We start from the raw sequence: 18,041 nt of genomic DNA on the forward strand, positions 1-18,041 counted from the left end.
GATGACGTCTCACCAGTCTCCGACCGTTGCCTGCATCACCGCGAGCGCGGCCACCGCCGCCGTATCGGCGCGCAGGATACGCGGGCCGAGCGGAATGGCGGTGACGAAGGGCAGGGCGCGCAGCATCTTACGCTCATCGTCGGAAAAGCCACCCTCCGGCCCGACCAGCAGCCCAAGCTTCTTGTCCTTGACCGCCTGCAGCGCGGCCAGCGGATTGTTGGTCGAAGCATCCTCGTCGCAGAAGATCAGCCGTCGCTCTGTGTCCCAGCCGGTCAACAGGCGGTCGAATTTTTCGGCTTCGCGCACCTGAGGCACCGCCAGGATGCCGCATTGCTCGGCAGCTTCGACGACATTGGCGCGCAGGCGATCGATCGACGGCTTGGCCACTTGCGTGTGCTGGGTAATGACCGGCTGCAGGATACCGGCGCCCATCTCGACCGCCTTCTGCACGAGATAATCGAGCCGGCCCTGCTTCAGCGGCGCAAAGCAGTAGACGAGATCGGGCAGAGGCGGCTGCGGCCGCTGCAGCGCCGACACCTTCAGCCGCACCGCCCTTTTCGTCTTCGCCGATATGGCCGCCGACCACTCGCCGTCGCGGCCATTGAACACCAGGATTTCGGCGCCTTCGCCAAGCCGCAGCACATGCAGGAGATAGTGGCTCTGCTGTTGGCCGGCCTCGAATTCGATGTCCGGCGCGAGATCGTCGGTCACGAACAGACGTTGCATTTTGTAATTGGCGCGCATCGCCGAGGAATGAGCGAGCCGGCCGCCGGCGTCAAGCCTCGGCGGTCGGATGCCACACCGGCCGAAAGCCGTGCCGCAGCACGCAGAGCGTCGTGGCCGGCGTCAGTAGCGAGAGTGTCTTGCTTTTGAGCATGTCGAAATCGTTGGGGTGCTCATATCCCGCAAAGGACCAGCGCAGTGCCTTGCCGCCACGCAAGGCATAAACAGTGCCGCCATCCGCAACCACGACGCCGTCCGGCAGGCCGGCAAGGTCTTCAACCGCAATCACTGGCGGCTTGCCGCCTGACGCCAGCCGCTCCTTGTGCAGCCGCTTGTCGACCATCGGCGCGCGCGGTTCGGCGATGCCGAAGGCTTCGCCGAAGCGGCCGACGAAATCCCTGGCCCGTTCGCGCTGGCAAAAGAAGCAGGGGCGATGCCCGGCCGCCAGTGCGGTCACCTCGTCGAGGAAGAACAGCTCGGTCCAGCCCGCTTTACCGCCCTTCCTGTTGCGGCCCATCGGTTCGCGCCGCACATTTCGGAATTGGCAGACGCAGACGATCCAGGCTTGAAGCGCCCAGCGCTTTTTCTTGAGCGTCTTCGTCTCTGGGTCGTGGATGATGCCGCGATTGCCGGTGAACATGCCGCGATCGGGCACCGCGTGGATGATACCGAACGGATCGACCCGGTTCTGCAGTGGCATAGTTTTCTCTCCGGACACGCATCTTGGCTGCAATGCGAGCGGCATGATATCGCTCGTCGCAGCTTTTTCATGTCAGCAGGGTTTTGCGATGCGGGTGCTGGTGGTCCAGAACTACGACAATACCGGCCTCGGCCAGGTCGGCGCAGCACTTGCGGAAGCGGGCGCCGATCTCGACCTGCGTCTCCCTTACAGGGGCGATCCCCTGCCGGATGACGCGGCCGGGCATGATGCCATGGTGGTGCTCGGCGGGGGCCAGAATGCGCTGGCCGACGATGAGTACCCCTATTTCCCGGCACTGCTCGAACTGACCCGCGACTTTGCCGACAAGGATCGCGCCGTGCTCGGCATCTGCCTGGGCAGCCAGCTCGTCGCTCGTGCCTTTGGTGGCGAGAACCGTATCGGCGGCGCCAATGAGTTCGGTTGGCACGGCGTGTCGCTGACGCCTGACGCCAAGGCCGATCCGGTGCTGGGCGCTCTGCCGGCAAAGTTCCCGATCTTCCAATGGCACGACGACACCTTCGTGTTGCCCGAAAACGCCGTGCGGCTTGCCGGCAACGATGTCGCCGAGAACCAGGCATTTCGCGTCGGCCGCGCCGTGTACGGTTTCCAGTTTCACTTCGAGGCCGACCGGCCGATGGTCAAGGACTGGAGCGCGTCCTTTGCCCCGACCATCGCTGCGCGCCATCCCGACTGGGCCGGCAAGCTCGATGGCGAAATGGCCCGCAACGGGCCCGATGCGGATGCCGCTGGCCTCGCCATTGCCCGGGCCTGGGTAGCGACCATCTGAGCGTTGGTCTCTCCGTACCCTCCAGCGTGACATAATTGGCACGCGGCGGTGAAACCGCCTGGGGAAAACGGTTTCATTCTTGGCTTGTGTCCGCCCGCCATCCTAGAAGGCGCGCGCTCTGCATCTTCTGTGCAACGGCTATGAACCTTTTGTGTGACCCGCGCGACACACCGTTGATACAGAACATGCCTAGAAGCGCAAAATCGTCGAAACTTTGAAGCGAATTCTCCGTTTCAACGCATTGGTAACCGCCTGGTGCACAGATGCAGAAAGCTCAACAAGAGATGACCTCCGTGAAAGCAGCGCTTCTGTCCTTTGCCATGTTGTCCGCCATCGTGCTGTGCGGTCTCGGCATCTATGCCGCCGACGCAGCCAACAACCACAACGCCGTCGACGGTTACGGCGTCACCGCCTCGCTGCGCTAAAGCGGGAAGCGTCTTTCGCGTCCTCCGACGCGCGGCGCTCAAGCTTCCTTGATCGTCATTGTCAGGATGCGTTTGTCCGCGCCGTCGACGACGAGCGCGCTCAGCATGCCTGATTGCCAGGCAAGCGTGTCGACATTGACGCGGTTGGCCATCACTTCCGCCTCCGGCACCGGCGTGTGGCCGTGCACCACGATCTTCGGATAGAGGTCGGGGTGGTTGTGGAAGACGTCGCGGATCCAGATCAGATCCTGCGGGTTTTGCTTCTCCAGAGGAATGCCCGGCCTGATGCCGGCATGGCAGAAGAAGAAGTCCCCGAAAGTCACGGAAAACGGCAGCGATCGCAGGAAACCGATGTGGCTTTGCGGCACGGCCTCGACCAGTGCCTGATGTCCTCTGCGCACGGCCGATTCGGCCTTGCCGAACCACACGCTTGTGCCTTCACTGATCGTTACGCCGTAAGACTGTGCCGTCTGGATGCCGCCGAACCGGATGAAAAGTCCTTCCGGGTCAGGGGTCTTGAGAAAATCGAGAAAGCCGATGTCGTGGTTGCCAGCCAGCATCAGGTGACGAGGGTCTCGCTCTTGCGCTTCGATCAGGAAGTCGATGACGCCCTTCGAGTCCGGCCCGCGGTCGACATAGTCGCCAAGATGGATGACGCGCCAGTCGGCAGGCGCCTCCTGCTCGATCTCGGCCCTGATGCGCAGATGCATGGCGGCCAGCAGGTCGAGCCGGCCGTGGACGTCGCCGATCGCATAGAGACGCATGCCGTCCGGCCCATGCGCGTCGAGAAAATGGATGCCGGGTTCTGCCAACTTTTCGGTGTCTCCGTGGTCAGGCGGTCACGGGACCTGGCGCCGGAGCTGGTCCTTGCCCATGTCGGTGACAAGACGCTTTCCGCACAGCGCCAGCGTGATGTCCATCTCCTTGCGGATGATTTCCAACGCCTTGGTAACCCCTTCCTTGCCAAGCGCCCCCAGGCCGTAAAGAAACGGCCGGCCTATATAGGTTCCCTTGGCACCGAGGCAAAGCGCCTTCAGGACATCCTGGCCGGAGCGGATGCCGCCATCCATATGCACTTCGATCGTGTCGCCGACCGCGTCGGCAATCTCTTCCAGCACGCCGATCGACGACGACGCACCATCGAGCTGGCGCCCGCCATGGTTGGAAACGATGATCGCGTCGGCGCCGGTCTTGGCCGCCATCAGCGCGTCCTCCTTGTCGAGAATGCCCTTGAGGATCAGCTTGCCGCCCCAGCGCTCCTTGATCCAGGCGACGTCCTTCCACGACAGATGCAGGTCGAACTGCTCCGTCGTCCACGATGCCAGCGAGGCCATGTTGCCGACGCCCTTGGCGTGGCCGACAATGTTGCGGAAGGTCCGCCGCTTGGTGCCGGCCATGGCGGCGCACCAGCGCGGGCGGATGGCCATGTCGAAGATGTTCGTCAGCGTCAGCTTGGGTGGCGCCGAAAGCCCGTTACGGATGTCCTTGTGGCGCTGACCGAGAATCTGCAGGTCGAGCGTCAGCACGAGCGCCGAGCATTTCGCCGCCTTTGCCCTGTCGATCAGGTTGAGCACGAAATCCTTGTCACGCAGCACATAGAGCTGAAACCAGAACGGCTTCGTGGTAACCGAGGCGACATCCTCGATCGAGCAGATGCTCATCGTCGACAAGGTAAACGGCACGCCGAATTCCTCCGCCGCCTGCGCTGCCAGCATCTCGCCATTGGCGTGCTGCATGCCGGTCATGCCGGTTGGCGCCAATGCCACCGGCATAGACACTTTCTCGCCGATCATCGTCGATGCCAGCGAACGGTTGTCCATGTCGACGAGGACGCGCTGGCGGAACTTGATCTTCTGGAAATCCTCTTCGTTGGCCCGGTACGTGCTTTCGGTCCACGAACCGGAATCGGCATAGTCGAAGAACATCTTCGGCACACGCCGGCGTGCGAGGTCCTTGAGGTCGGCGATGGTCAGGATCTGGCTCATGGGCTTCCCGTTTCGATAGCTAGGAGCGTTTGCGTGCTGGTTCTGTATCGGTGGCGTCAACGCGCTGTTTCAACCTCAGCCGCGAGACGCGCTGCCAGTCGCCGCTGCGCTCGGCCTCCGCCATCGACCGTTCGACATAGGTGATGTGGTCCATCGCCGCCTGGCGGGCGGTGGCCGGGTCGCCGGCCTTCACCGCCGCATGGATCGCCCGGTGCTGCGCGAGCAGGGCGTCGCGCGCGCCGGGCACGGTGAACACCAGCAGCCGGTTCTGGAACACGCCCTCCGACAGCAGCCGATAACAGGAGCGCAGCGTGTGCAAAAGGATGATGTTGTGCGCGCATTCGCAGATCGCGTGGTGGAACTCGACGTCGATCTCGGCCTCGTCGTCGAAGTCGCCGGTCCGGTGCGCATCGTCCATGCGTGCCATGATCTTATCGAGCAGCGCCATGTCGTCTGGGGTGGCGCGCCGTGCCGCATATTCAGCCGCAACCCCTTCGATCTCGCGGCGGTATTCCAGATAGTCGGTCACTGCCTTGCGGTGCATCGAGATCAGGTCCGTCACCGGTTTGGTGAAGAGCTGGCCGATGACATCGGCGACATGCGTGCCGCCGCCGGGCCTTGTCGTCAAAAGGCCGCGTCCTTCCAGTGCCTTCAGGGCGTCACGCAGGATCGGCCGGGATACGTCGAACTGGCGTGCAAGCTCGCGCTCGCCCGGCAGCCGGTCGCCGGTGCGCAGCACGCCTTCGAGGATGAGGCTCTCGATCTGCTGCACCACCTCGTCGGCGGTGCGCGAATGCTCGATCCTGGAAAAAATGTCGCTCAACAGAATGCCTGGAAGGTGAACCGATGCCGCAGAATAGAGCCTGCCTCGCCAACTGGTCAAATTATTTATCCAATTGACAAAAAGCAGGCCGATTTCCCGCCCGATCCCGTGATCTTCGGCTAACTTTGCCGTTTGCGTCGTCAGGCCATTGGCACTAGAGGGACGCGAGTGCAAGCGGGTTCAAGGAAACCCCCGGGGAACAAGCCGTGTCAGACGACCCGTCCGATCTCGAATTCCAGCCGCGCGCCAAGGGCAGCGTCATGGGCTTTCCCGCGCATGAGGGCCGGCCCGGCGCACTCGGCGAGGTTCATGCCCGGCCGCATCCGCTGATCGAAAAGCCACGCGTCCTGATGCAACTCGCCTTCATGACGGAGGGCGGCTCCGGCGTCGACCACGCGGTGCTTTCCGAACTGTCGCGGCGCCTCGGCATCGCCGCGCCCGATCGCCAGGCCCGCCACCATGCCATGAAATGGGGCAAGGGCTCGCTGCGCTGGGAGCGGCACACCGAATTCTCGACCTATTTGTGGGAAGGGCCGCCTTCCGAAAGCGGCAGGACGCAGGAGGACTCACCCTTCGGCAACGGGTTTTCCCCGCCGGGAACCTGCATCTCCGGCATCAGGCTCGAAATCCGCAAATGGACGCAAGCAAGCGAGCAACTGATAGCCGGTTTCGATCCGACCAGCCTGTGCTACTCGCTGGTCGAGCGCGGAAACGCCGCCATCGTTACCGATTTTCGCCAGGATGGCGATGGCTTGACGCGCATGCTGCTGCTCGATCGCGGCTTGACCCCGGCGCGCACCGGCGCGTTGTCGCAGCGGCTTATCGACATCGAAACCTATCGGACGCTGGCCATGCTCGGCCTGCCGCTGGCGTTGACCTTGTCCGGCCGCGCCCGCCGCATCGAAGACCGGCTGGCGCAGACCACGCTGGAGATGAAGGTCGCCGGGACACGGGACAGCCAGACCTTGCTGGCCGATCTGACCGAACTTGCGGCGGAGCTGGAGGCGGACGCGGCGTCGAGCCTTTACCGTTTCGGCGCCAGCCGCGCCTATGACGGCATCGTCGGCGAACGGCTGGACGCACTCGAGGAAGAGGCTGTGCCCGGCTATGACACATGGCGCGGGTTCCTGCAGCGCCGTGTGGCGCCCGCAATGCGCACCTGCCGCTCGGTCGAGGAGCGGCAGGAAAATCTATCGCGAAAACTGACCCGCGCCACGACGCTGCTGCGCACCTGGGTCGATGTCGAGGTCGAGAAGCAGAACCGCGACCTGCTTGCCTCGATGAACAACCGCGCCCGCCTGCAATTGCGCCTGCAGCAGACCGTCGAGGGGCTCTCGGTCGCCGCCGTCTCCTATTATGTGGTCGGCCTTGTCGGCTATGTCGCCAAGGGCGCCTCGATCTTCGGCCATGCCTTCGCGCCGGAGATCATTACCGCTGCTTCGGTGCCTGTCGCCATCCTGCTGGTCTGGTGGGGCGTGCGCCGCGTGCGTCGGATGCACTCCGAACCCGGCAAGCCGCCCGGCGAATAGCAGCGGCAGATTGCCGCTGCGTAAGCCTGTCTCCGCCTTGAAGTTGGATTCGCCGCCATTACAGGATTTGCACCCAACGCGCTTCACTGGTAAAAGATTTTGACCAGTCAAGCGAAATGAGGCTGCTGATGTCCGGCCTGGCCATGCCGAAACCAGACGATGCCACGATGCGCCGGCGCGACGAGATCGTCGCCGACATGCGCATCATCGTGCCGGGTGAGGGCGTTGTCGACGCCGCCAATTCCATGCGCGCTTTCGAGAGCGACGGCCTGACCGCCTATCGGCAGCTGCCGCTGGTTGTCGTGCTGCCGCAAACGGTGGCGCAGGTTTCGCGCGTGTTGAGATACTGCAACGACCGCAACATCCGCGTCGTGCCGCGCGGCTCCGGCACCTCGCTGTCGGGCGGGGCGCTGCCGCTCGAGGACGCGGTGCTGCTGGTCATGAGCCGTTTCAACCGTATCCTCGGGATCGATTTTCCCAATCGCGTCGTCGTTGCCCAGCCGGGCGTCACCAATCTCGGCATCACCACCGCCGTCGAGCAGGAGGGCTTTTACTACGCCCCCGATCCATCCTCCCAGATCGCCTGCTCGATCGGCGGCAATGTCGCGGAGAATTCCGGCGGCGTGCACTGCCTGAAATACGGCCTCACAGCCAACAATGTGCTCGGCATCGAGATGGTGCTGATGAATGGCGAGGTGGTGCGGCTGGGCGGCAGTCACCTCGATGCGGAAGGCTACGACCTGCTCGGCGTCATGACCGGGTCCGAAGGGCTGCTCGGCGTCGTCACCGAGGTCACCGTGCGCATCCTGAAGAAGCCGGAGACGGCACGTGCACTGCTGATCGGCTTCCCGACCAGCGAGCAGGGCGGCCAGTGCGTTGCCGACATCATCGGCGCCGGCATCATCCCGGGCGGCATGGAGATGATGGACCGGCCGGCGATCCATGCGGCGGAAGATTTCGTTCATGCCGGCTATCCCCTCGATGTCGAGGCGCTGCTGATCGTCGAGCTCGACGGGCCGGGCGTCGAGGTCGATCATCTGATCGGCCTTGTCGAGGCGATCGCCTACAAGAACGGCTCGACCACCTGCCGCATTTCGCAGTCCGAACAGGAACGGCTGAGCTTCTGGGCCGGCCGCAAGGCGGCGTTTCCGGCCGTCGGCCGCATCTCGCCCGACTACTACTGCATGGACGGCACCATCCCGCGCAAGGAGTTGCCGCGCGTGCTCGCCGGCATGCGCGAGCTGTCGGAAAAATACGGTCTCGGGGTCGCCAATGTCTTTCATGCCGGTGACGGCAATCTGCATCCGCTGATCCTCTACGATGCCAACGTACCGGGCGAACTCGACAAGGCCGAAAGCTTCGGCGCCGATATATTGCGGCTCTGCGTCAAGGTCGGCGGCGTCTTGACCGGCGAACACGGTGTGGGCGTGGAGAAACGCGACCTGATGCCGGAGATGTTCACCCAGATCGATCTCGACCAGCAGATGCGGGTCAAATGCGCCTTCGATCCCAACCATCTGCTCAACCCGGGAAAGGTGTTCCCGCAGCTGCGGCGATGCGCCGAGCTTGGGCGGATGCATGTGCACCGCGGGCAGGTGGCGTTTCCGGACATTCCGAGGTTTTGAGGGTGATGACGGCGCGTGAACACCCCCCTCTGTCCTGCCGGACATCTCCCCCTCAAGGGGGGAGATTGGCAGCTTGCGCGCCTCGCCCTTCCGTCATCATTGAAGATTGGCGAAGCCATATGCGACATCTGATCTCCCCCCTTGAGGGGGAGATGTCCGGCAGGACAGAGGGGGGCGCCAGGGAACTCGGCATATCCGAACTCGCATCTGGCGCGGTCTCTTCATGACCACCTTCACCCCGACCACCCCATCCGAAGTCCTCTCCACCATAGCCTGGGCCGTGGCGGAAGAGGCGCCGCTCGAACTCCTTGGCCATGGCTCCAAGCGTGGCATCGGCCGGCCGCTGCAAACCGAACACACGCTCGACCTGTCGAAATTATCTGACGTCACGCTCTATGAACCGGCTGAACTGGTGCTGTCGGCCAAGGCAGGCACACCGTTGGCCGAGATCGAAAAACTGCTGGCGGAAAACGGCCAGCAGCTCGCTTTCGAGCCGATGGATTACGGCCCGCTGCTTGGTGGCGAACCGGGCAAAGGTACGATCGGCGGTGTGCTCGGCGCTAACCTCTCCGGTCCGCGCCGGCTCAAGGCGGGGGCCGCGCGCGACCATGTCCTGGGCATCAATGTGGTGTCCGGTCGTGGCGAGGCCTTCAAGTCGGGCGGTCGCGTGGTCAAGAACGTCACCGGCTATGACATGTCGAAGCTGATGGCCAACAGCTGGGGCACGCTGGCCGTCTTCACCGACGTCACCTTCAAGGTGCTGCCGGCAGCCGAGACCGAAGTCACGCTCGCCATCCGTAGCCTGCTCGACGATGCCGCGGCCGCCGCCATGGCCCTGGCGCTTGGCTCGAGTGCTGAAGTATCGAGTGCCGCCCACCTGCCGGAGCGGATCGCCGCGCGCGTCGCCAGCGGCAGTCTCGGCAGCGAGGCCGCCACGCTGCTGCGCGTCGAGGGTTTCGGCCCGTCGGTCGCCTACCGCATCGCCGCGCTGAAAACGCTGCTCGGCAATGCCGGCCCGCTGCAGGAGATTGGCGGCGAGGTTTCGCGGCTGATCTGGCGCGACGTTCGCGATTGCAGGCCTTTCGCCGACGGCAGCGAGAAGCCGGTCTGGCGCATCTCGATGACGCCTTCTCAGAGCCACCAGATGGTCCTGACGCTGCGCATGCAGGCCGCCGTCAGCGCCTTTTATGACTGGCAGGGCGGACTGGTTTGGCTGCGCATGGAACAGGGCGATCCGGAAGCCGCTCTGCTGCGCGGGCTGTTGAGGAAACATGGCGGCGGCCATGCGACGCTGGTGCGCGCCGCACCCTCGCATCGCGCCGCTCTACCGGTGTTCGAGCCGCAGCCGCCCGCTCTTGCTGCACTATCGGTCCGCCTGAAACAGGAATTCGACCCCAAGAATATCTTCAATCCCGGCCGCATGGCCTAGGACATCAGCGATGCAGACCAATTTTTCGCTTGCCCAGCTTGCCGATCCGCATGTCGCGGAATCGGAAAAGATCCTGCGCAAATGCGTGCATTGCGGCTTCTGCACTGCGACGTGCCCGACCTATGTGACGCTCGGCAACGAGCTCGATTCACCGCGCGGGCGCATCTACCTGATCAAGGACATGCTGGAAAACGGCCGTCCGGCCGACAAGCAGATCGTCACCCATATCGATCGCTGCCTGTCGTGCCTTGCCTGCATGACCACCTGCCCGTCGGGCGTCAACTACATGCATCTGGTCGACCATGCCCGCGCCCATATCCAGGAGACCTACAAGCGGCCACTGCTCGACCGCCTGACCCGCGCCATGCTGGCCTTCGTGCTGCCCTATCCCCAGCGCTTTCGCGCCGCGCTCAAGCTGGCGAAGCTGGGCAAGCCGTTCATAGGCTTGTTCGACAAGGTTCCGGCGCTGAAGCCGCTCAGTGCGATGCTCAAGCTCGCGCCGGCGTCGATCCCGGCAGCGTCGCCGATAGGCTCGCCGGGCATCCATGCCGGGGAGGGGACCAAAAGAGGTCGCATCGCCATCCTCACCGGCTGTGCGCAATCGGTGCTCGATCCCGCCATCAAGGAGGCGACGATTTCGCTGCTGACACGGCTCGGCGTCGAGGTCTTGGTGCCGCCGGGCGAAGGCTGTTGCGGTGCGCTGGTCCATCATATGGGGCGCGAACAGGCCGCGCTTGCCTCGGCGAGGCAGAATGTCGACGCATGGACACGCGCCCTCGACCAGGGCGGGCTCGATGCCATCGTCATCACCGCCTCGGGCTGCGGCACGACGATCAAGGACTACGGTTTCATGCTGCGGCTCGACCCGGCCTATGCCGACAAGGCCGCGCGCGTCTCGGCACTGGCCAAGGACGTTACCGAATATCTCTCGACCCTCGACCTGCCCGAACCGGTTCGCAAGTCGGGCACTGTCGTTGCCTATCACTCGGCCTGCTCGATGCAGCACGGCCAGAAGATCACCCGCCAGCCGAAAGAACTGCTGGCCAAGGCCGGCTTCATCGTGCGCGAGCCGCGCGAAGGGCATCTCTGCTGCGGCTCTGCCGGCACCTACAACATCCTGCAGCCCGAGATCTCGGCCAAACTGCGCGACCGCAAGGTGAAAAACATCGAGGCGACGGGGGCTTCGATCGTTGCCACCGGCAACATAGGCTGCATCACGCAAATCGCTTCCGCCGCGAAGATGCCGGTGGTGCACACGATCAAGCTACTCGACTGGGCTTATGGCGGGCCGAGGCCGGAAGGTGTTCTGGAAGAGACCCTGATCGCGGCGGAATAGGACGACCTTGGCGGGCGCTTACTCCGCCGCGAGCCTGTCCGCCGTGCCGTAAGTCGCCTCGTAGAGCGCGCGCTGGCGGCTGAGCGCGACCATGGTGTTGCGCAGCAGGATGGCGACCGTGATCGGGCCGACGCCGCCCGGCACCGGGGTGATCCAGGAGGCGACCTCGCGCACGCTTTCAGTGTCGACGTCGCCGACGATGCGGCTTGAGCCGTCGGGGCCGATTTCGGAATTGATGCCGATGTCGATGACGGCAGCGCCCGGCTTGACCATGTCGGCCTTGATCAGCCGCGGCTTGCCGACGGCGACGAACAGCGCATCGGCGCGCCTTGCATGGGCGGCGACCGATCGCGTCATGTGGTGGCAGACCGTCACCGTCGCGCCTTCGCTCATCAACAGGAAGGCGATCGGCTTGCCGACGATTTCCGAATGGCCGACGATGACGACTTCCAGTCCCTTGAGGTCGAGGCCGGTCTCCTTCAGCAGCTCGACCGAGGCGGCCGCCGTGCAAGGCGCGAGATCGAGCTGGTTGTAGACGATGTTGCCGATCGAGGCCGGATGCATGCCTTCGACATCCTTCAGCGGATGCACCGCCGCTTGCAGCGTCTTGATGGGGATATGCGCTGGCACGGGCCGCTGGATGATGATGCCGGTAACGCGCGGATCGGCATTCAGGCCGTGGATCGCAGCTTCCAACTCGCCTGCTGTGATGGTGGCGGGAAAGCGCCGTTCCTCGAAATCGATGCCGGCGAGCTCAGCCTTGGCGCGCTGGTTGCGCACATAGACGTCCACCGCATCGGTGTCGCCGACGGTGATCGAGATCAGCTTGGGCGGAAAACCCTCGGCTTTGGCGATCGCTGCGTCCTCGGCAACGGCGGCGATGATGCGCTGGGCGACCGGGCCGCCCTTGAGATAACGGCTGTCTTCGGACAGAGGCATGGGTGAACTCTTTTGTGGAACTTGCCACCCAGATAGCAAAAGAACGCGGCAAAGGGCAGCATGAAAGCGAACCGCTATGCCCGTTGCGCGACGCGTGGGTGGCCTTTTGCCCTCGATTTCTGCTCAAAACGGAAAGGGCAGCGCGGTTTCCCGTGCTGCCCTTCCTGACCGGCCGCATCCCCATACGGCCCGTCCCCCGTATCCCTAAACTGGCCTCGAAACGCGGACTGCTTTGCCGGCCAGGTGATTCGCAAGGACTATTATATCACCTCGACCGTGGTTCCGACATTGACCCGCTCATAGAGATCGACGACGTCCTCGTTGCGCATGCGGATGCAGCCCGACGACACCGCGCCGCCGATCGTCCACGGCTGGTTGGTGCCATGGATGCGGTATTCGGTGGTGCCGAGGTAGAGCGCACGGGCACCAAGCGGGTTCTCCATGCCGCCGGCAAGATAGGTCGGCAAATAGCGGCCCTTGGCGGCTTCGCGCTTGATCATCTGCGCCGGCGGGCGCCAGTCCGGCCACTCGCGCTTGTTGGTGATCTTGTGCGTACCCGACCATTCGAAACCCGGCTTGCCGGTGCCGACGCCATAGCGCCTTGCCTTGCCGTTCTTCTCGACCAGGAAGAGGAAATTCTGCGTGGTGTCGATGACGATCGTGCCCGGCTTCTGGCCTCCGTCATAGTCGACTTCCTGCGGCAGGTAGATCGGGTTGATCTGGGGACGCGCGACCATGCGCTTGGCCGGCGGCTGCACCGCCGCCGTCTGCACCCGGTCGGGCTGCGCCGGGCGCAGGCGTCGCTGCTGCTGCACCACCTGCCGGTTCTGGCGCACGATGCCGGGCGCGTGGCCAAGCTGCAGCACCCAGGGTGCGGAAAGGTCGGGGCTCACCATCACCGGCGGCCTGTCGGCATAGCGGTCGCCGGCGGTTGAGGGTGTGACGCCGGCGGCAAACACAGCCACGGCGCCGAGCACGGGAAACAACACTGTCTTCATCGTAACGCACCTTGATCGTCTGATACAAACGGGTGGAAACGTCCTCCCGGTTCGGCGATCATTGGCGCGCAAGCAGCAACCGAAACATGAATCGGAATGCGTAAAATGCGGCTTTGTCAGTAAACCTTTTGGTGTGGTTACCGCCGGGTTCAGGAATCTGGTAAAGCCGCAGTAAATGCCGCGCAAAGCGCGTTAACGAACGGATTTTGGCCTATGGACAAGGAACACACCGGCCTGCTCGCCGGCCCCGACGGTGTCGCGCGCTGCTTCTGGCACGGCAATCTGCCCGACTATCTGCACTATCACGATCATGAATGGGGCCGGCCTGTGGCCGACGACCGCAGGCTGTTCGAAAAGATCTGCCTGGAAGGCTTTCAGTCGGGCCTGTCGTGGCTGACCATACTGCGCAAGCGGGAGAATTTTCGCGAAGCCTTCGCCAATTTCGAATTCGACAAGGTAGCAAGCTTCACCGACAAGGATGTCGAGCGCCTGCTCGGCAATGCCGGCATCATCCGCCATCGCGGCAAGATCGTCTCGACCATCAACAACGCCAGGCGCGCCCGCGAAATGGTGGACGAATTCGGCTCACTGGCCGCCTGGTTCTGGAAGTTCGAACCCGGCAAGGACGAGCGGCCGCAAATCGTCGACCTCGCCCATCTGCGCGCGAACCCGACAACGGCCGTCTCGGTGCGGATCTCGAAGGAGCTGAAGAAGCGCGGCTGGAGCTTTGTCGGCCCGACCACGGTCTACGCTTTCATGCAGGCCATGGGCCTGGTCAACGACCACCTCGAGGGCTGCGCCTGCCGCCAAGAGGTCGAGAAGCAGCGGAAGGCTTTCAGGCGGCCGAAATAGGCTCAGGTGCCGTTGGCGCTGGCCAGCACCAGGCCGGCGACGATCGCCACCACCGTGGCCAGGGTCGGATAGATCACCAGCAGGCCGGTCATCAACGCGTCGCGCATGGATGGTCCCTTGCCGGTGTCGGCGGGTACTTCGAACGGTCCGGCAGCCTGGCTGACCATTTTCGGGACGTTGATGTCGGCCGGGCGCAAGCGTGCGGACAATCCGGCATCGCTGTCGATGGCATGGAATCTTGCTGTGCTGGTCATGGCCGCGAACCCCTCATTTCCCGCGCTTTATCGGCGGCGATTGTGTCGGCACGATGCCGCACGCATGGCGGGATTGTTTCATTTGCGGTCCGGATTGGTTTCAAGGAGGTGCGGCGTCGCCTTCTCTCCTCGGCAGCGCCAGAGGTCTGACCCTTGCCGCATCCGACCTCTTCGGTTAGGACACCCGCGTTGCGAAAATCGCAACATTGCCGACCTGCAAGCATCATAAAACGCCGAGCAAACACCCCATGGCCGATAAATCGGAAAAGACGAAAGCGCGACTGCCGCGCGGCTTTGCCGACCGCAGCGCCGAGGACATCCGCGCCGTCGAGAAGATGATGGCGACGATCCGCTCGGTCTATGAGCTTTACGGCTTCGAACCGGCAGACCAGCCACTGATCGAATACACCGATGCGCTCGGAAAATTCCTCCCCGACCAGGACCGGCCGAACGAAGGCGTGTTCTCCTTCCAGGATGACGACGATCAGTGGCTGTCGCTGCGCTACGACCTGACCGCGCCGACGGCGCGTTATGTCGCCGAGAATTACGAGCGGCTGCCAAAACCTTACCGCAGCTATCGCTCAGGCTGGGTGTTCCGCAACGAGAAGCCCGGCCCCGGCCGCTTCCGCCAGTTCATGCAGTTCGATGCCGACACGATCGGCACGCCGGGTGTGGCCGCCGACGCCGAAATGGCGATGATGATGGCCGACGTCATGGAAGCGCTGGGCATCAAGCGCGGCGACTACGTCATCCGCGTCAACAACCGCAAGGTGCTGGATGGCGTGCTGGAGGCGATCGGCCTTGGCGGCGAGGAGAATGCCGGCCGCCGGCTGACGGTGCTGCGTGCGATCGACAAGCTCGACAAGCTCGGGCCGGAAGGCGTGAAGCTTTTGCTTGGCCCGGGCCGCTGGGACGGCGGCAAGGAGGGCGAAGGCGACTTCGCCAAGGGCGCCGGATTGAACAACGGGCAAGCCGAGGCGGTTCTTCTCGCGACTGCGAGGACTATACAGGCCGGCCAGGATTCCATGGTCAGTTCGAACGCGATCTACCAGGAAGGCGTCGGCGAACTCGCCACGATTGAAGCGCTGGTCAGGGCGGCCGGATATGGCGAAGACCGGATTGCCATGGACCGCTCGGTCGTGCGCGGCCTCGAATACTACACCGGCCCTGTCTTCGAGGCCGAGCTTCTGGCCGAAATCCCCAACGAAGACGGCCAGATCGTTCGCTTCGGTTCGGTCGGTGGCGGCGGGCGCTATGATGGCCTCGTCTCGCGCTTCCGTGGCGAGCCGGTGCCGGCGACCGGTTTTTCCATCGGCGTCTCCAGGCTGATGACCGCGCTGAAGAACCTCGGCAAGCTTGATGCCTCGGACGTGATTGCGCCGGTCGTCGTGCTGGTGATGGACAAGGACACCGACAGCCTCGGCCGCTACCAGAAGATGGTGGCGGAGCTGCGCGCCGCCGGCATTCGGTCCGAAATGTATCTCGGCGGCGCCGGCATGAAGGCGCAGCTCAAATATGCCGACCGCCGCGGCTGTCCGGTCGCCATCATCCAGGGCGGCGACGAGCGCGCCAAGGGCGAGCTGCAGATCAAGGATTTGATCGAAGGCGCGCGCATGTCTGCCGAAATATCAGACAACGCCGAATGGCGCGCGGCGCGCCCGGCGCAGGTGACGGTGGCGGAGGGCGAGCTGGTCGTCGAGGTGAGGAAGATATTGGCGGCGCAGGCTGAGGAGAGGGCGCGTGGCAAGTAGAGGCCGCGTTGGCGCCTCTGGTTTGGGACCAGAGGGTCGTGCAGCACTGAGGTCAGCAAGTTGACCTCCCGCACCCCCGCCATCTCCACCGACATCACCAACCTTTTCGCCACGCGCAACACGCATGCGGTCGAGGTCGCCATACTACAACCCGCCGACCCGTTCCTCGACATGGCCGGCGAGGATCTGCGCCGCCGGATTTTCCTGACTGAAAGCGAGACCGGCCAGACATTGTGCCTGCGGCCGGAATTCACCATCCCGGTCTGTCTCGACCACATCAGCTCGCAGGCCGGCACGCCGCGCCGTTATTCCTATCTGGGCGAGGTGTTTCGCCAGCGCCGCGAAGGCGGCAACGAGTTCTTCCAGGCCGGCATCGAGGATCTCGGCGACCGCGATACCGCGCAAGCGGATGCCCGCTCGGTGGCCGACGCGCATGCGCTGCTGTCGCTGGTGCTGCCTAGCCAGGCATTGGCGATCACGCTTGGCGACCAGACCATTTTCGAGGCGGTGCTGGCCGCCCTTGGCCTGCCGCGCGGCTGGCGCATGCGTCTTGCCCGCGCGTTCGGCTCGTCGCCGATGCTTGAGGCGGCACTCGCCGATCTCGCCAACCCGCCGCGCAACAGCCAGCTCTCAGGTCCGGTCGCCGCTCTGGTCCTCGACGGTGATCTGGACGGTCTTTCCGCCCATATCGCCAGCGGCATGGAAGAGGCCGGCCTGTCGGCGTCCGCCGGACGCTCGCCATCCGACATTGCCCGGCGGCTGATCGAGAAAGCCGAATTGCGCAGCGTTCGGCTGTCGAGCGAGGCGTTTTCCGCGCTGAAGGATTTTCTGGCGATCGACGTTCCGCTAGATCGCGCGGCCCAGGCGCTGGAGACCTTCGCCACCGACGCCGGTCTGTCGCTCGATGTCGCGCTGGAAAAGTTCGCTGCCCGCGCCAAGGCGATCGAAGCGCATGGCTTGCCGGCTGATAAAATCCGCTACGACGCCGCCTTCGGCCGCCCGCTCGACTACTACACCGGCCTGGTTTTCGAAATCGCGGCCGACAATGGCGACCGGCCGCTGGTCGGCGGCGGCCGCTATGACCGGCTGCTGACCTTGCTTGGCGCCAAGACGCCTATCCCCGGCGTCGGCTTTTCGGTCTGGCTCGACCGCATCGAGGCATTGCGGGAGACGGCGCCATGATCACGCTGGCGATCCCGTCGAAAGGCCGCCTGAAAGAGCAGGCGCTGGACGTGCTGGCCAAAGCCGGGTTAGCCGTCAGCCTGCCCGGCGACGAGCGCAAATACCACGCCCGCGTCGAGGGCCTGGACGATGTCGAAGTGGTGTTCCTGTCGGCTTCCGAGATATCAGGCGAGATCGGCCAGGGTGCCGTCGATCTCGGCATCACCGGCGAGGACCTGGTGCGTGAAAACCTTGCCGACTGGGAGAGCCGCGCCGAAATCGTCGCCCGTCTCGGTTTTGGCCATGCCGATGTCGTGGTGGCCGTGCCGGACATCTGGCTCGACGTCGACACCATGGCCGATCTCGACGACGTCGCTGCCGATTTTCGCCAGCGCCATGGCCGGCGGCTGCGCATCGCCACCAAATACTGGCGGCTGACCCAGCAATTCTTCTCGCAGAAGCACGGCATCCAGGTCTACCGCATCGTCGAGAGCCTGGGGGCCACCGAAGGTGCGCCGGCGGCGGGTCTGGCCGATGTCATCGTCGACATCACAACCACCGGCTCGACGCTACGCGCCAATCATCTCAAGGTGCTGGGCGATGGCCTCGTCCTGCGCTCGCAGGCTTGTCTCGTGGCGTCCAGGAAGACACGGGCGGCGGCCGATGAAGCGGTCCTGCGCGACATCGCGGCGAAGATGGCGACTGCGGTCGGATAGCGGCGGGC

General features: G+C 64.3%; 18 protein-coding genes. 10 read left to right on the plus strand and 8 right to left on the minus strand.

All coding sequences use genetic code 11. The features are described 5' to 3' along the window. Positions 1-9 precede the first annotated feature (9 nt). Together A9K65_RS13155 and A9K65_RS13160 are read right to left on the minus strand one after the other, a co-directional pair. Complete coding sequence (locus tag A9K65_RS13155) at positions 10-744, minus strand: 16S rRNA (uracil(1498)-N(3))-methyltransferase (RefSeq protein WP_024502322.1); 735 nt, start codon at positions 742-744, stop codon at positions 10-12. Positions 745-775: 31 nt separating this feature from the next. Beyond that, entirely contained in the window at positions 776-1,423 is a 648-nt protein-coding gene (locus A9K65_RS13160; RefSeq protein WP_064994653.1) for a hypothetical protein, read from the minus strand. A gap of 88 nt (positions 1,424-1,511) precedes the next feature. Here A9K65_RS13160 and A9K65_RS13165 point away from each other — a divergent pair, with 88 nt between their 5' ends. Continuing rightward, entirely contained in the window at positions 1,512-2,210 is a 699-nt protein-coding gene (locus tag A9K65_RS13165; protein WP_027162214.1) for a type 1 glutamine amidotransferase, read from the plus strand. A gap of 293 nt (positions 2,211-2,503) precedes the next feature. Continuing rightward, complete coding sequence (locus tag A9K65_RS36475) at positions 2,504-2,635, plus strand: hypothetical protein (protein WP_013893872.1); 132 nt, start codon at positions 2,504-2,506, stop codon at positions 2,633-2,635. Positions 2,636-2,673: 38 nt separating this feature from the next. Here the strand turns inward: A9K65_RS36475 and A9K65_RS13175 are convergent, their stop codons facing one another. From A9K65_RS13175 to A9K65_RS13185, 3 genes are read right to left on the minus strand one after another with little or no spacing between them, the layout of a single operon-like run. Further along, positions 2,674-3,447, minus strand: a complete 774-nt coding sequence (locus tag A9K65_RS13175) for a metallophosphoesterase (protein WP_064994654.1) — start codon at positions 3,445-3,447, stop codon at positions 2,674-2,676. Positions 3,448-3,474: 27 nt separating this feature from the next. Continuing rightward, a complete protein-coding gene (locus A9K65_RS13180) occupies positions 3,475-4,620 on the minus strand; it encodes an alpha-hydroxy acid oxidase (RefSeq protein WP_064994655.1) in 1,146 nt (381 codons plus the stop codon). A gap of 19 nt (positions 4,621-4,639) precedes the next feature. After that, positions 4,640-5,443, minus strand: a complete 804-nt coding sequence (locus A9K65_RS13185) for an FCD domain-containing protein (RefSeq protein ID WP_032808722.1) — start codon at positions 5,441-5,443, stop codon at positions 4,640-4,642. A 206-nt stretch (positions 5,444-5,649) separates the two neighbouring features. Between A9K65_RS13185 and A9K65_RS13190 the strand changes: the two genes are divergently transcribed. The 4 genes from A9K65_RS13190 to glcF all read left to right on the plus strand — a co-directional run bounded on the left by A9K65_RS13190 (position 5,650) and on the right by glcF (position 11,362). After that, positions 5,650-6,972, plus strand: a complete 1,323-nt coding sequence (locus tag A9K65_RS13190) for a DUF3422 family protein (RefSeq protein WP_064994656.1) — start codon at positions 5,650-5,652, stop codon at positions 6,970-6,972. Between the two features lie 128 nt (positions 6,973-7,100). Beyond that, on the plus strand, positions 7,101-8,597 hold the full coding sequence (locus tag A9K65_RS13195) for an FAD-linked oxidase C-terminal domain-containing protein (RefSeq protein ID WP_064994790.1): 1,497 nt from the start codon (positions 7,101-7,103) through the stop codon (positions 8,595-8,597). A gap of 223 nt (positions 8,598-8,820) precedes the next feature. Further along, positions 8,821-10,026 (plus strand): FAD-binding protein, encoded by a 1,206-nt coding sequence (locus tag A9K65_RS13205; protein WP_064994657.1) that lies wholly within the window; start codon positions 8,821-8,823, stop codon positions 10,024-10,026. A gap of 10 nt (positions 10,027-10,036) precedes the next feature. After that, positions 10,037-11,362: a glycolate oxidase subunit GlcF gene (glcF, locus tag A9K65_RS13210; protein WP_064994658.1), complete on the plus strand. Its 1,326-nt coding sequence runs from the start codon at positions 10,037-10,039 to the stop codon at positions 11,360-11,362. Positions 11,363-11,380: 18 nt separating this feature from the next. Here glcF and A9K65_RS13215 read toward each other — a convergent pair whose 3' ends face one another. Then, the gene (locus tag A9K65_RS13215; RefSeq protein ID WP_064994659.1) at positions 11,381-12,301 is read right to left on the minus strand and encodes a bifunctional 5,10-methylenetetrahydrofolate dehydrogenase/5,10-methenyltetrahydrofolate cyclohydrolase; all 921 of its coding nucleotides are present in this window, start codon (positions 12,299-12,301) and stop codon (positions 11,381-11,383) included. A gap of 260 nt (positions 12,302-12,561) precedes the next feature. Beyond that, positions 12,562-13,299 (minus strand): L,D-transpeptidase, encoded by a 738-nt coding sequence (locus A9K65_RS13220; protein WP_032808011.1) that lies wholly within the window; start codon positions 13,297-13,299, stop codon positions 12,562-12,564. Positions 13,300-13,512: 213 nt separating this feature from the next. Here A9K65_RS13220 and A9K65_RS13225 point away from each other — a divergent pair, with 213 nt between their 5' ends. Next, positions 13,513-14,151, plus strand: coding sequence for a DNA-3-methyladenine glycosylase I (locus A9K65_RS13225; protein WP_013530355.1), 639 nt, complete (start codon positions 13,513-13,515; stop codon positions 14,149-14,151). A gap of 2 nt (positions 14,152-14,153) precedes the next feature. Here the strand turns inward: A9K65_RS13225 and A9K65_RS13230 are convergent, their stop codons facing one another. Then, positions 14,154-14,405 carry a hypothetical protein gene (locus A9K65_RS13230; protein ID WP_024502332.1) on the minus strand — a complete coding sequence of 84 codons (252 nt, stop codon included), beginning with the start codon at positions 14,403-14,405 and terminating at the stop codon, positions 14,154-14,156. A 248-nt stretch (positions 14,406-14,653) separates the two neighbouring features. Between A9K65_RS13230 and hisS the strand changes: the two genes are divergently transcribed. The 3 genes from hisS to hisG are packed head-to-tail and all read left to right on the plus strand — an operon-like array spanning position 14,654 to position 18,033. Next, positions 14,654-16,156: a histidine--tRNA ligase gene (gene hisS / locus A9K65_RS13235; protein ID WP_064994660.1), complete on the plus strand. Its 1,503-nt coding sequence runs from the start codon at positions 14,654-14,656 to the stop codon at positions 16,154-16,156. Positions 16,157-16,216: 60 nt separating this feature from the next. Then, positions 16,217-17,338, plus strand: coding sequence for an ATP phosphoribosyltransferase regulatory subunit (locus tag A9K65_RS13240; protein ID WP_064994661.1), 1,122 nt, complete (start codon positions 16,217-16,219; stop codon positions 17,336-17,338). After that, entirely contained in the window at positions 17,335-18,033 is a 699-nt protein-coding gene (gene hisG, locus A9K65_RS13245; protein WP_064994662.1) for an ATP phosphoribosyltransferase, read from the plus strand. Before A9K65_RS13240 ends, hisG begins: the two co-directional genes overlap by 4 nt. The last annotated feature ends 8 nt before the right edge of the window (positions 18,034-18,041 follow it).

This window comes from Mesorhizobium sp. WSM1497 (genome assembly GCF_001672455.2).
GTDB classification, from domain to species: Bacteria; Pseudomonadota; Alphaproteobacteria; order Rhizobiales; family Rhizobiaceae; genus Mesorhizobium; species Mesorhizobium ciceri.